Annotated in this window: 14 protein-coding genes; 7 read left to right on the forward strand and 7 right to left on the reverse strand. The window is 42.9% G+C overall.

From position 1 onward, the window contains the following. Window positions 1–272: 272 nt before the first annotated feature. Together ABWT76_RS10765 and ABWT76_RS10770 are read left to right on the forward strand one after the other, a co-directional pair. On the forward strand, window positions 273–413 hold the full coding sequence (locus tag ABWT76_RS10765) for a hypothetical protein (RefSeq protein ID WP_156332007.1): 141 nt from the start codon (window positions 273–275) through the stop codon (window positions 411–413). A 142-nt stretch (window positions 414–555) separates the two neighbouring features. Continuing rightward, window positions 556–1,257, forward strand: a complete 702-nt coding sequence (locus ABWT76_RS10770; protein WP_054469391.1) for a J domain-containing protein — start codon at window positions 556–558, stop codon at window positions 1,255–1,257. Window positions 1,258–1,675: 418 nt separating this feature from the next. Here ABWT76_RS10770 and ABWT76_RS10775 read toward each other — a convergent pair whose 3' ends face one another. Together ABWT76_RS10775 and ABWT76_RS10780 are read right to left on the reverse strand one after the other, a co-directional pair. Next, complete coding sequence (locus ABWT76_RS10775) at window positions 1,676–2,593, reverse strand: class I SAM-dependent methyltransferase (protein ID WP_054469392.1); 918 nt, start codon at window positions 2,591–2,593, stop codon at window positions 1,676–1,678. 18 nt (window positions 2,594–2,611) lie between these two features. Beyond that, window positions 2,612–2,812: a hypothetical protein gene (locus tag ABWT76_RS10780; protein WP_354636070.1), complete on the reverse strand. Its 201-nt coding sequence runs from the start codon at window positions 2,810–2,812 to the stop codon at window positions 2,612–2,614. Window positions 2,813–3,007: 195 nt separating this feature from the next. Here ABWT76_RS10780 and rsmG point away from each other — a divergent pair, with 195 nt between their 5' ends. Then, window positions 3,008–3,709, forward strand: coding sequence for a 16S rRNA (guanine(527)-N(7))-methyltransferase RsmG (gene rsmG, locus ABWT76_RS10785; RefSeq protein ID WP_242053021.1), 702 nt, complete (start codon window positions 3,008–3,010; stop codon window positions 3,707–3,709). A 257-nt stretch (window positions 3,710–3,966) separates the two neighbouring features. Here rsmG and ABWT76_RS10790 read toward each other — a convergent pair whose 3' ends face one another. The 3 genes from ABWT76_RS10790 to ABWT76_RS10800 form a co-directional block, all read right to left on the reverse strand. After that, window positions 3,967–5,148: an aldo/keto reductase gene (locus tag ABWT76_RS10790; protein WP_054469394.1), complete on the reverse strand. Its 1,182-nt coding sequence runs from the start codon at window positions 5,146–5,148 to the stop codon at window positions 3,967–3,969. Window positions 5,149–5,469: 321 nt separating this feature from the next. Continuing rightward, window positions 5,470–5,700, reverse strand: a complete 231-nt coding sequence (locus ABWT76_RS10795; RefSeq protein ID WP_156332009.1) for an NfeD family protein — start codon at window positions 5,698–5,700, stop codon at window positions 5,470–5,472. Between the two features lie 260 nt (window positions 5,701–5,960). Continuing rightward, a complete protein-coding gene (locus ABWT76_RS10800) occupies window positions 5,961–7,319 on the reverse strand; it encodes an MATE family efflux transporter (RefSeq protein ID WP_156332010.1) in 1,359 nt (452 codons plus the stop codon). A gap of 251 nt (window positions 7,320–7,570) precedes the next feature. Here ABWT76_RS10800 and ABWT76_RS10805 point away from each other — a divergent pair, with 251 nt between their 5' ends. From ABWT76_RS10805 to ABWT76_RS10820, 4 genes are all read left to right on the forward strand, one after another. After that, window positions 7,571–8,437: a Uma2 family endonuclease gene (locus tag ABWT76_RS10805; protein WP_354636071.1), complete on the forward strand. Its 867-nt coding sequence runs from the start codon at window positions 7,571–7,573 to the stop codon at window positions 8,435–8,437. Window positions 8,438–8,582: 145 nt separating this feature from the next. Then, on the forward strand, window positions 8,583–9,347 hold the full coding sequence (locus ABWT76_RS10810) for a Uma2 family endonuclease (protein ID WP_354636072.1): 765 nt from the start codon (window positions 8,583–8,585) through the stop codon (window positions 9,345–9,347). A 145-nt stretch (window positions 9,348–9,492) separates the two neighbouring features. Then, window positions 9,493–10,233: a Uma2 family endonuclease gene (locus ABWT76_RS10815; RefSeq protein WP_354636073.1), complete on the forward strand. Its 741-nt coding sequence runs from the start codon at window positions 9,493–9,495 to the stop codon at window positions 10,231–10,233. Between the two features lie 115 nt (window positions 10,234–10,348). Continuing rightward, window positions 10,349–11,149 carry a Uma2 family endonuclease gene (locus ABWT76_RS10820; RefSeq protein WP_354636074.1) on the forward strand — a complete coding sequence of 267 codons (801 nt, stop codon included), beginning with the start codon at window positions 10,349–10,351 and terminating at the stop codon, window positions 11,147–11,149. 91 nt (window positions 11,150–11,240) lie between these two features. Here ABWT76_RS10820 and ABWT76_RS10825 read toward each other — a convergent pair whose 3' ends face one another. Both ABWT76_RS10825 and ABWT76_RS10830 read right to left on the reverse strand, forming a co-directional pair. Further along, window positions 11,241–11,732, reverse strand: coding sequence for a hypothetical protein (locus ABWT76_RS10825; RefSeq protein ID WP_354636075.1), 492 nt, complete (start codon window positions 11,730–11,732; stop codon window positions 11,241–11,243). A 636-nt stretch (window positions 11,733–12,368) separates the two neighbouring features. Then, entirely contained in the window at window positions 12,369–13,163 is a 795-nt protein-coding gene (locus tag ABWT76_RS10830; protein WP_197285386.1) for a matrixin family metalloprotease, read from the reverse strand. Window positions 13,164–13,280 lie beyond the last annotated feature (117 nt).

A 13,280-nucleotide genomic window follows, 5' to 3' on the forward strand; every position in this document is an offset into this window, starting at 1 on the left:
AGCAATTTTCAGCCATGTTTTGACAAAACCAGGTTAAATTTACCCAAAATATTAAATAATTTTGTTGGTGAATAACCCGATAAATTACTCGGATTGTACGGCTTAATATTTCGCCATGACCGACTATTTTGACTGGAATAAGTTCCCAGTTATCTGCCGAACAATCTTATTCATTGTAATTCATTGTAATTCATGGTAATTCATTGTACAGGGTTACTCACCGATAAACAACTAGGGCCTGGGGGTAAAAATCAGAGACACGGGATTCGCAAGTGAGTTTTTTGACTAGGGATTCTCTGTCTTCAGCTATCCACGATTACTGGTCAGAGATGAGTGACTTACCGGAAAATCAGCCGCAAACTAGCCGCAACCGACTGACTACTGATAGCTTTCTGCGGATGATTGTATTATGATTTGTGAGGTCAGGAATTTTTTGGCATCAGATTGACCCAGGGTCTGAAGGTTTCCCGTTGTGCGATCGCCACAAGCAAGCATTGAAATCCTAGGTATCATTGCCCATTCCTGAATTATCAATTTCAAAAAAATCATCCAGATATGACGACGAAACCGAATCCTTATGAAACCCTGGGGGTCAGTCGCAGCGCTACCCAACAAGAAATCAAAGCATCTTATCGCCAACTGGTGAAAAGATTTCACCCGGATAGTCACTGTGATACGGCGAATCACGAGGATATTATTAGAATTAATGCCGCTTATGAAATCTTAAAAGATCGACAACGCCGACAAGACTACGATCAAGAAATTCATGGTTCAAAATACCGGGAAAATTCTCGGCAAGAGCGCACAGTTTATGCTCAAAATCAGTATCGGCAGCAAAAGCAAAACGAACGAGATACTGATGCACATTTTCATCACTGGATTAAACAAGTTTATACCCCGGTTAATCAAATTATCCAGCAAATTTTATCAGCTTTGGATGATGAAATTGACCAGCTATCGGCGGATCCTTTTGATGATGAACTGATGGCAGACTTTCAAGCCTATTTAAATAGTTGTCGGCGGTTATTTAACCAGGCGCAAAAACATTTTCGCGCTATGCCCAACCCGAAAAATGTCGCGGCGATCGCCGCTAACCTTTACTATGCCCTAAATCAAGTCGGTGATGGCATTGAAGAGTTAGAATTTTTCACCCTTAACTATGATGAACACTACTTACATACTGGTCACGAGTTGATGAGAATTGCCGCTGATTTAAGCGACGACGCCCAAGAAGCAATTCGCCAACTCTTTCGCTAACTTTTTGGATTAGCAAAATCTAGCAAAATGTAGCAAAATGTAGGGTGTGTTAGGCTGGCAAGTATTTTAAGACATAAACAATTAACTCCTATCCCAGCCTAGACGCACCACATTAGGGTGTGTTCGCGGAAGTTTAAGCAAAATGTAGGGTGTGTTAGGCTGGCAAGTATTTTAAGACATAAACAATTAACTCCTATCCCAGCCTAGACGCACCACATTAGGGTGTGTTAGCAAAATGTAGCAAAATGTAGGGTGTGTTAGGCTGGCAAGTATTTTAAGATATAAACAATTAACTTCTATTCCAGCCTAGACGCACCACAGCTTCGCCCGTATGAAATGAGGATAATTTATGGGGATAAGTTATTGAATGATTATCCCGAAAACACCGAGGTAATCATTCAATATTCAAGCGGAAAGATTAAGCAACTTGAGCAATAATAGTTCGATGGCGGGGACTATTAATGGTAATCCGAGGGGCTTGGAAACCAGCGTCAATAATTGCCTGGGAAATATCCAAGGTAAAATACTCATCCATATAAGGTTCCGTACTTTTGAGTAAGGTGAAAATATATGGCGGCATTTGGGCAAAAGCTGCGGATTTGGGATTCATATCCATAATCGCCAAATGTCCACCGGGACGCAATAACCGTCGGGCTTCTTGGAAAATTTGCCGACTAGGTTCTTGGGGCAGTTCATGGAACATTAAACAAGCCGAAACTAAATCACAAGAATTTTCTGGTAAACCTGTGGATTCTGCCGCTGCATGAACCCATTTAATCGGAATATTTCGCTGTTGTGAACGATATTGCGCTACCGCAAGAAAATATTGGGATAAATCCACACCAGTGAGAGATGCTTCGGGATAAAGTTCTTGTAAGGCAAAGGCGCTCATACCCACGGAACACCCCAAATCAACAATATCGCGGGGGGCTTGGGGTAATTGGGATTTGAGAATATCGTGGTAACTTTGGCGCAGTTTGGCATCACCGTTAATCCCCGCTTCTGGCCAAATTTTCGCATGAACTGCGATCGCGGCTACTTCCACCTCACTGGCAGCTTCCCAGCTTAAATTGCCGGTTTCATAAGCATGAAACGAACAAACATAATAGTCGGGATAGACTAATTGGGGATTTTGTACTTGGGCCAATTCCGCGTCCCAGTTGCGGTTTCTCAGGGTTTCCGCTTCTTTACGCCAAGATACTCCCATTTTTTCGGCGCGATCGATCATCATTTGACGGGCTTGATGTTTGGCATAGTTCGCCAATGGTTTAATCGCGAGTAAGCCATTGACCAAGCGAGAAGCGAGTCCAGGATTTTGTGATACAGCAGTAGTCATATTTAGTATCGATCGGTGTTAGGTGATTAAGCTGTTTTTGATTGAAGTCAGTAGATAGTTTATCAGCTTATCTGCCCAGAGAGTTTTCACCACAGAGACACAGAGATCGCCGAGAAAATCCTCGTGTTCTTTGTGTCCTGGTGGTTTTAGCCGATGCTCCCAGTCACAGAAAATCACTTCTCCGTGAGCAAATGACAAAGGACAAATGACCAAAGACAATTGCTCTCAATTAATTTTCGCCTTTCTCCAAAAATGTTTAATCTTAAATTAATCTATAATTTTTTTCAAAAAATCCCAAAATATTTTAAACTATTTAACTAACTTCAAACTCTGACTCAATTCAACACAACTATGGCTAAAAACATCATCCAACAATCAGGTTTACCCAAATATATCCATCTCTGGCAAAGCACAATGAATTGGCAGCCTGATGAAGGTCATATATTAGAATTCCAAAGCTTTTATGACTTTATCCTGGAAGCCAACCAGCAGATGAATTTAACTAGAATTGTCGAACCTAAAGAGTTTTGGGAAAAACATTTGTGGGATTCTTTACGGGGAATCTCGCCCTTTTTACAAGGGGATTCCATCGCCACAGAAAATGAAATGCCGGTACAATTAATTGACATTGGTACAGGGGCAGGTTTTCCCGGTTTACCGATCGCGATCGCCCGTCCCGATTGGCAAGTCACCTTATTTGATTCCACCAATAAAAAAATTATTTTTATTAATAGTGTCATTCACCGATTAGGCATGGAAAATGCCAAAGCAATCACCGCTAGGGCTGAAGAACTGGGGCAAGAAGCGGAACACCGCTCACAATATCATGTCGCCGTCACCCGCGCCGTTGCTGAAGCCTCAGTTTGTGCCGAATATGCCCTACCACTATTAAAAATTGGCGGACTAGGAATTCTTTATCGAGGCAACTGGACTGATGCCGAAACAGACAGCCTAGAAATTGCTGTGAAAAAATTAGGTGGGGCAATTGATTTTATTGAAAAATTTGAAACCCCCTTTAGTAAAGCGATCCGTCATTGCATTTACTTACGGAAAATTGCCCCAACCCCAGAGGAATATCCCCGGACGGTGGGGCTTCCTTCTCATAAACCCCTGTAGGGAGCCGCCATCGTGCAGGGGGGCTTTCGGGGCAGAGGAGCCCGCCGTCGGCAGAGGGGCAGAGGGGAGAGTGAATAGTGAAAGGGAGGAAAGAGGATGCATAGGAAAGAGGATGCATAGGAAAGAGGAAGCATAGGAAAGATATTCTCTCCTCTCTTTTCTCTCCTCTCTTTTCTCTCTTGGCCATTCGCCCCTACGACTTTTCACTCTCCCCCGCTCCCCCGCTCCCCCGCTCCCCCACTCCCCCGCCTCCCGGCTTAACTCTGGGATAAACGTTTCACTTCTTCTCCCCCCAGTAATTCATGGGTTTCTAGCAGAAGTGCGGGAATTTTATCCCGGTGAGGACTGTTGGCTAAACATTGACTTAAATCTAATTTTTTGACTTTTTTGGCATTGGCACCGGGAAACCAATGGCCGCCATTTCCGAGCAGGTTATAACGCATTTGGCCATAAGAAATCATGTCATAAGCTAAGGCCAAATTTCTCAGCCATAAAATCACCGGAATATTAATATTTCCCGGAGTTTCTTCCGGTTTGGGCAGGCCAATTTCCCAGGTATTTAACCAGTCTTCTCCTAAACAGGCGATCGCCTCTTGTTTCAATCGTTCTAAAATTGGCGGTAAAACTTCCTGGGCTTTGTCTAACCAGGGCAAAGTTTTCAAATGTTCATCAAAATCCGTCGGTTTTGTCGGCCCAATACTCAGGGTATGCACTTGAGGGTGACTGAGACAAAAGAGATTATTAAACACAATGGGACTCAAAGGAGCGCATAAGTCCACTAATTTTTGGGGTGGTTCATAGAGTTTTCCTCCTTTATCGGAAGGACTGATAATAAATACTCCCATATCGTGTTTAGTTGCCGCCTCGATCGCTGGCCAATTCCCCTGATTAATATAATACCAATGGAGATTAACATAATCAAAACAGCCGGTTTCAATAGTTTTGACAATTACATCCGTAGGGCCATGAGTTGAAAACCCAATAAACCTAACTTTTCCCTGGGATTGCAACTTTCTGGCCACCTCTAAACATCCCCCAGGACGCATCACCTGGCCTAACAATTCATGGGTATTAATTCCATGTAGTCCTAACAAATCCACATAATCAAGTTTCAGGTTTTTTAAAGAAGTCTCAAACTTTTTGCTAAATTCTTTGGGATCTTCCAAAGAAGTCACTTTGGTTTGGACAATCATTCTATCGCGAGTAAATTTGGGTAAAATTTGCCCCAGTTGAATTTCTGAAGTGCCATAAGCCCTCGCCGTTTCAATATGATTAATTCCCACTTCTAGAGATCGTTGAATTGTCGCTTCCACAATCTCCTGATTTTTTGCCGGAATCATCAATTTTGGTACATCTTGCCAAGAATGTTGGTAGCGCATCCCTCCACAGGAAAACACTGGCATTTGCAACTCTGTGCGGCCAAACCGTCGGTATTCCATGATTATTTCTGGATCAAACAAAATAAGCAACCAGGAAAATTATAGAACATTTTCAGGTAATTTGGTTATTTTTTTAGATTATTGATGGCTGATTAATTATTTGTTTCAACTAAACTAAGATTATTTAATTAATATTTTTGTTTAAATTAAAAAATGTCAATTTTTTAATTTTTAAATTTTTAGATGATTATTTAAGATAATTTAAATATTATTTAATCAATAAATTTTTATGTTCATAAAAACTAGGCAATTTAGCCTAGTAATCTGAAATAAACATGATTCACTATGAAATCGAAGTTCAATCAACTCCAATCAACTCATTTAGCCTTGAAAGCGTTCTACTAACAAAGTAATGCCTTGGCTGCCAACCACTGAAACAGCTTCATTGGGCAATAAAACGAATTCGCTTTTGGCACAATACAATTGAGCAGGCCAAGAACTGCCTTGGCAGGCAACTCGTCCCGGTTGATTGTCGGATATTTCTTGTTCTACCCAACCAACCACAGGTTCGGCAAATAGTTGCACTTTGTCAGGGCGAAATAAGTGACTCATTACTTTTTCCTCTAATTGACGACTTACAATTTTTGAGATACCCATCCAGATGACTAAATTTGGTGATTTTTTGTTACCTAAATTAGTTATCTAAAAAATATTAATCAGCATATTCACTAAGTCATCCGGATAAATTAAATGGTCAGATTGTAAATTTTTGTGAAAAGACCAGGGGGTAATCACAGTTTTTCTGGCAGTTTTTCTGGGTTAGCAGGAAATTCACCGGCAGTGATTGTGGGTGTATCTTTATAGTACGGTCTTTACAGTACGGCAATTTTCTGCCATCGGCCTTGGACAAATATCCACAGCAAGATCGCAGACCGAACGATCCAGTCACAGGTGGAACCCATCCAAACACCGATTAAGCCGAGGTGAAAGATAAAGACAAATAAATAGGTGGCGATCATGCGGACTAAAAACCAACCGGCTAAGGAGATATAGAAGGCTGTGCGAGTATCTCCGGCACCCCGGAGGACTTGTTCGAGGACGATGCTAGTGGCCATGAATGGTTGCGCGATCGCCACTATGACTAAACAAGGCACCCCAGCAGCAACAATTTCTGGATCTTGGGAAAATACCTCTAAAATTCCCTGGGGAACGAGTAAAAACATGATGCTGCCAACACTGAGGACAGCGATCGCCAACCCCAGGGACACTTGTCCACCAATTGCGGCACTTTTGAGAGATTTCGCCCCTAATTGCTGAGAAACGATCGCCGCTGTAGCAATGCCAAACCCTTCGGCAATCTGATATTGAATTAACTCGATACTTTCGGTGACTTCATAAGTCGCCATCGCTAAATCACCCAGGGTGGCCAAAATCGCGGTAAAACCCAAATAACCCAAGCTGCGAAATAGTCTTTCACTAAAAATTGGGGCGGACAAATCCAAAACCCGACCGAGGGCAGCGAGTTCCCCACCCCGACGACGGGGAGAAATAGTCTGAAGGTGACGATAGAGAATTCTCCCCAAGACGATCGCATTAACCCCCATTGCCACTACGGTGCCGATCGCCGCACCCCGCACTCCCAACTCTGGCAAGCCAAAATGCCCGAAAATCAGGCCATAGTTGATGGCGAAGTTCACCCCATTAGCGATCGCCGCCACAAAAAAAGGGGTTTTGGTATTCCCCGAACCTTGGAGTAACGCCGCAGCCATCATCGAACTCAACTGCAACGGCATCCCCGAAAGGACAATTCTGAGATATTCGTGGGCGGCAGTTTGCACTTCCACGCTGCCGAAGGGAAACCATCCGAGTATATCGTCGAGGGCAAACCAACTGAAGATAGCGATCGCCATGCCCAGAATTAAGGAAAATAGCCAACAAACCCGCACCACCGCAGCAGCTAAAGCGGGCTTATTCGCCCCCACTGCCCGTCCCATCAAAGCGATCGCCCCCACGGACGCCCCGGAAAACGTGGTAGAAATACACCAATCCAGGGAACTACTGACTCGCATTGATGCCAATGCCGTAGTCGAATAATGGCCTAGCATAATGCGATCGAGCAAAAACACTAAGCTTTGCAACAGCAATTGGGCGATCGCGGGCATCGCCAACCGCAACACCTCCTCACCCATACTTCTCGTCAACGGGGGTTTCGCGTAATAAAACTGACTCACCTCACACTCCCAGAAAACTCTCTCAAAAAAATCTGTTGCCTTTTCAATAGACGCGATACACCCCTAAATCGCCTCAAACCTAAATCGCCGCAACCCTAAATTAATAAATAACTATTTAGTGATATCTAATTCGGGATACGAGACAAATACCTAATCCCTTGCCTAATCCCTTCTCTGTTATAGCCAAACATCTGCACTAAAATTTAGACAGCCAGCCTGAAGACAAATCATCATAAGGATCGGCCAAAATTATGACAGCAATTTTAGCGACCCAAACCAGTAACAAACCAACCACCGAATCAAACCCGGAAATCCCGGAAATCCCGGAAATCCCGGAAATCCCGGAAATAATTTATCCTAGTTCAGATGGTAAACCCGTGGCAGAAACTTACGACCATTTATATGCAATTCTGATCACCTTAGAAGTATTAAGACAATACCTCACAGGTCAACAAGCCACCGTATTAGGCAACCAATTTCTTTACTACTCCCAAGGATTTCCCAAACTACGCATCGCCCCAGATGTGATGGTAATTTTTAACGTACAACCCGGAGGCAGAGATAACTATAAAATCTGGGAAGAAGGACAAGTTCCGGCAGTAATTTTTGAAATTACTTCTCCGGGGACAAAAGATCAGGATCTAATTTCCAAAAAAGACTTGTATGCCCAATTAGAGGTGAAAGAATATTGGTTATTTGACCCCAAAGGACAATGGATTACCGAAAAATTACAGGGCTATCGGCTTCGGGGAGAAACTTATGAACTCATTACCGATAATCTGAGTGAACCATTACAACTACGGTTAGCGGTAGAAGATAAATTGATTGGTTTCTATCGCCTTGATACCGGAGAAAAATTGTTAATTCCCTCGGAATTAGCCACTGCTTTGGAAGAGGAAACCCTTGCCCGTCAGTCGGCAGAAGCCCAAGCGGAAAACGAACGCCAACGGGCGGAAACCGAGCGCCAACGGGCGGAAAACGAACGCCAACGAGCGGAAACCGAGCGCCAACGGGCGGAAAACGAACGCCAACGGGCGGCAACTGAACGCCAACAACGAGAAGAAATTGAAGCCCAATTAGCTCGCTATCGGCAACAATTTGGCGAATTACCTGAGTAAAAAAATCTGGTGGGCTAAAAGCCCACCTCCTCAGAGCGTATTTAGCGCATTCATCATAATTTATTTGGTCTGAAGGTGATGAAATTTAACCCACCCAAAACCCAATCACAAGTAATACCAATTTACCCTGATCTGGCTATAAGATATGACAGCAATTTTAGCGACCCAAACCAGTAACAAACCAACCACCGAATCAAACCCGAAAATCCCGGAAATCCCGGAAATAATTTATCCTAGTTCAGATGGTAAACCAGTGGCAGAAACTTACGACCATTTATATGCAATTCTGATCACCTTAGAAGTATTAAGACAATACCTCACAGGTCAACAAGCCACCGTATTAGGCAACCAATTTCTTTACTACTCCCAAGGATTTCCCAAACTACGCATCGCCCCAGATGTGATGGTAATTTTTAACGTACAACCCGGAGGCAGAGATAACTATAAAATCTGGGAAGAAGGACAAGTTCTGGCGGTAATTTTTGAAATTACTTCTCCGGGGACAAAAGATCAGGATCTAATTTCCAAAAAAGACTTGTATGCCCAATTAGAGGTGAAAGAATATTGGTTATTTGACCCCAAAGGACAATGGATTACCGAAAAATTACAGGGCTATCGGCTTCGGGGAGAAACTTATGAACTCATTACCGATAATCTGAGTGAACCATTACAACTACGGTTAGCGGTAGAAGATAAATTGATTGGTTTCTATCGCCTTGATACCGGAGAAAAATTGTTAATTCCCTCGGAATTAGCCACTGCCCTTGAGCAAGCCCAAGCCCAAGCAGAACAAGAACGCCAACTGGCGGAAAACGAACGCCAACGAGCGGAAACTGAACGCCAACAACGAGAAGAAATTGAAGCCCAATTAGCTCGCTATCGGCAACAATTTGGCGAATTACCTGAGTAAAAAAATCTGGTGGGCTAAAAGCCCACTTCCTCAGAGCGTATTTAGCGCATTCATCATAATTTATTTGGTCTGAAGGTGATGAAATTTAACCCACCCAAAACCCAATCACAAGTAATACCAATTTACCCTGATCTGGCTATAAGATATGACAGCAATTTTAGCGACCCAAACCAGTAACAAACCAACCACCGAATCAAACCCGGAAATCCCGGAAATCCCGGAAATCCCGGAAATCCCGGAAATAATTTATCCTAGTTCAGATGGTAAACCAGTGGCAGAAACTTACGACCATTTATATGCAATTCTGATCACCTTAGAAGTATTAAGACAATACCTCACAGGTCAACAAGCCACCGTATTAGGCAACCAATTTCTTTACTACTCCCAAGGATTTCCCAAACTACGCATCGCCCCAGATGTGATGGTAATTTTTAACGTACAACCCGGAGGCAGAGATAACTATAAAATCTGGGAAGAAGGACAAGTTCCTGCGGTAATTTTTGAAATTACTTCTCCGGGGACAAAAGATCAGGATCTAATTTCCAAAAAAGACTTGTATGCCCAATTAGAGGTGAAAGAATATTGGTTATTTGACCCCAAAGGACAATGGATTACCGAAAAATTACAGGGCTATCGGCTTCGGGGAGAAACTTATGAACTCATTACCGATAATCTGAGTGAACCATTACAACTACGGTTAGCGGTAGAAGATAAATTGATTGGTTTCTATCGCCTTGATACCGGAGAAAAATTGTTAATTCCCTCGGAATTAGCCACTGCCCTTGAGCAAGCCCAAGCCCAAGCAGAACAAGAACGCCAACGTCGCGAAGAACTCGAAGCGCAATTAGCTCGTTATCGGCAACAATTTGGCGAATTACCTGAGTAAAAAAATCTGGTGGGCTTTTTTTGCCCACCCACCCTAGGGTTTCTAGCGCATTCACCCTCACCCCAACCCCAACTAATACCCCCAACTAACACCAATATAAGGATCGGCCAAAATTATGACAGCAATTTTAGCAACCCAACCCAGTACCAAACCCAGTACCCAACCAACCACCGAATCAACCAGCAAATCAACCCCGGAAATCCCGGAAATAATTTATCCTAGTTCAGATGGTAAACCCGTGGCAGAAACTTACGACCATTTATATGCAATTCTGATCACCTTAGAAGTATTAAGACAATACCTCACAGGTCAACAAGCCACCGTATTAGGCAACCAATTTCTTTACTACTCCCAAGGATTTCCCAAACTACGCATCGCCCCAGATGTGATGGTAATTTTTGACGTACAACCCGGAGGCAGAGATAACTATAAAATTTGGGAAGAAGGGCAAGTTCCGGCGGTAATTTTTGAAATTACTTCCCCAGGAACAAAAGATCAGGATCTAATTTCCAAAAAAGACTTGTATGCCCAATTAGAGGTGAAAGAATATTGGTTATTTGACCCCAAAGGACAATGGATTACCGAAAAATTACAGGGCTATCGGCTTCGGGGAGAAACTTATGAACTCATTACCGATAATCTGAGTGAACTGTTAAAACTACGGTTAGCGGTAGAAGATAAATTGATTGGTTTCTATCGCCTTGATACCGGAGAAAAATTGTTAATTCCCTCGGAATTAGCCACTGCTTTGGAAGAGGAAACCCTTGCCCGTCAGTCTGCGGAAGCCCAAGCAGAACAAGAACGCAAACGAGCGGAAGCCGAACATCAACGAGCAGAAACTGAACGCCAACGGCGGGAAGAAATTGAAGCCGAATTAGCTCGCTATCGGCAACAATTTGGCGAGTTGCCGGAATGAAAATCCTGAATTAAAAATTGGCAGAGTGGGTTATTCCCACTCTGCCATTACATCTACAACTTAATCATGGATTTAGCCGATCGCGTAAATGCTAGATTGCCATTTCCAAACCAGATCCGAACATATAGTTGAAAGCATCAACCTTTGAGACCTGATCGATCGCAGCAACGCCGTAGTATTGAATCAGTTTATCGGTGTTAGCCGCGATATAGGCTTCCAAGTCCACCTTATCATAAGGCAGATGGCCAGCTTCCAACCCAGCACTCAACATATACTCTAGGGTTTCGGTATAGCTCACTTCTTCCAGGGAGGTAGCGTCATAGTAGGTCAGCAAGTCCTGAGCCGAGGCGGAGCCTTCGGCACGAAAAGCTTCAAAATCAATCAGTGCCGATGGGTTGAGACCTTTCTCTAAGCCTACGCCAGTCACATAATCGTAGAGTTCGGCATTGTCCACCTCGCCGTTGCCGTCAATGTCAATGATGGCCTTATCAGCTTCCAGTTCTGCCGCGTAGTTAGTGCTATACCACTCCAGGTCGATCTCGGGGGACGCATTCAACCCGGCATCGATACCACCTGTGACCATATAGCTGAAAGTGCTTTCTGCGGTGAGGGTCTGGGATATTTGTAGTGACTTCTGTATCCTCAAACAGTTGAGGATTTAATAATACCTGAGCGAATTCTTTAGTCGCCATTAAAAACTCTCCTTCCTATTTTGAACTATTTATGAAATAACCAGTCTGGTAACTTTTTATAATAAATGCCAGGTTTTCCGGATTTATTTGCTTGTTTACGCTGATTTTTGACAAGCGGCACCCCTGGTAAAATATTATATCTTGTTTAGGCAAAATTATATTATATTTTTTATGTATAAAAGTATAGTTTTTTAAATGAGCGATCGCTGATGTAAATGTCCGGCAATCTTGGCTAATCGTTTTGCTATGCCAGGGTAATAAAATTGGGATCGCATATCTATCCCATAGAAGCCATAAACATAACGTTATAATAAGTAGGTGGGCAGAAATAAATGCAGACCATATCAGAGGAAAGAGGATGCACAGGAAAGAGGATGCTAATGAAAATTCTCTATTCTCTTTCCTCTCTCCTATGAACCTTCCTACAAGCGGGAATCCAAGGATTTACGGTGGGGAACGAAAAGTGCAATTAATTATGTTACCCTAATTATTTAGACAATTTATTTTGATTAGTTAAAAAAAATTGCCTAAAATAATTTAGGCCAGCCTAAATAAGTTGGTTGCTGATAAATGCGCTTCAATGTATTGATATCTCGCGGGGAAATTTGCGGCGAATTTCTCACTTGAGCCAAATACATGACATCGGTTTCTAGGGGACTATGCCCCCAAATGCCCAAGGCATGACCGAGTTCATGTTTTGCCGCTGATTGAATATAAGAACCTGTTTGCGTGGGACTCAGTAAAATTGTAAATTTATGAGCTAAACTTTCTGGTAAATTATCTGGTAAATTATCTGTTGAATTATCTGATTTTTGCTGAGATATATGATATAATTGATAATTAGCTTCCGCCGATCGCGCTGGCAGAATTTCCCCGGTTTCTGAAAGTCTTAGACCGGGGCGGCGCCGCCAAATAGCGATATCGGCGGTTTCTGGATCGTCAATGATTTTTAAGGGAAAATAAACGCTCCATTCGGCAACGGCTTGGGAGACAAAAGTCACCCAGGTTTGCAGACTTTTGCCTTCAAAAGTTTCTAACTCTTCCAGTGTTGGGGTTTGAATATAGACGGTGACGGGAAATTTCGACCAAATCAGATAGCCTACGGATGAAATCGGAGCAATTTCTGAGAAATAATCGCCGCTGGAGTCTTGCCACTGCTGCAATGTTTCTGGCAAAGGATGCGGTTTGGGCAGGATATTTTCTGCGTCTGATGCTGCATCTGATGCAGTTTTTGGTAAATTGTTTATTAGGTTGGTTTGAATGGGTGAATTGTTGAATGAATTTTTGGCGATGATGGGATGATTTGTCAATATTACAGACAAAAAAGTTACCCAAGTTAAAATGAGCAAAGTTAGGTGTTTGGGCAATTTTTGGGGTAATTTAGACTTTTTCACAATTAGACTGAAGGTTAAACGAGGTTTGAACGATGTTTGGCCGTT

Source organism: Planktothricoides raciborskii GIHE-MW2 (assembly GCF_040564635.1).
In the GTDB taxonomy this organism is placed as follows: Bacteria; Cyanobacteriota; Cyanobacteriia; order Cyanobacteriales; family Laspinemataceae; genus Planktothricoides; species Planktothricoides raciborskii.

Coding starts and splice junctions, on each gene's coding strand:
- rsmG (WP_242053021.1), top strand. CDS start 3,008: ATGAATTGGCAGCCTGATGAAGGTCATATATTAGAATTCCAAAGCTTT.
- ABWT76_RS10775 (WP_054469392.1), bottom strand. CDS start 2,593: ATGACTACTGCTGTATCACAAAATCCTGGACTCGCTTCTCGCTTGGTC.
- ABWT76_RS10805 (WP_354636071.1), top strand. CDS start 7,571: ATGACAGCAATTTTAGCGACCCAAACCAGTAACAAACCAACCACCGAA.
- ABWT76_RS10795 (WP_156332009.1), bottom strand. CDS start 5,700: ATGAGTCACTTATTTCGCCCTGACAAAGTGCAACTATTTGCCGAACCT.
- ABWT76_RS10825 (WP_354636075.1), bottom strand. CDS start 11,732: ATGGTCACAGGTGGTATCGATGCCGGGTTGAATGCGTCCCCCGAGATC.
- ABWT76_RS10790 (WP_054469394.1), bottom strand. CDS start 5,148: ATGGAATACCGACGGTTTGGCCGCACAGAGTTGCAAATGCCAGTGTTT.
- ABWT76_RS10810 (WP_354636072.1), top strand. CDS start 8,583: ATGACAGCAATTTTAGCGACCCAAACCAGTAACAAACCAACCACCGAA.
- ABWT76_RS10815 (WP_354636073.1), top strand. CDS start 9,493: ATGACAGCAATTTTAGCGACCCAAACCAGTAACAAACCAACCACCGAA.
- ABWT76_RS10770 (WP_054469391.1), top strand. CDS start 556: ATGACGACGAAACCGAATCCTTATGAAACCCTGGGGGTCAGTCGCAGC.
- ABWT76_RS10820 (WP_354636074.1), top strand. CDS start 10,349: ATGACAGCAATTTTAGCAACCCAACCCAGTACCAAACCCAGTACCCAA.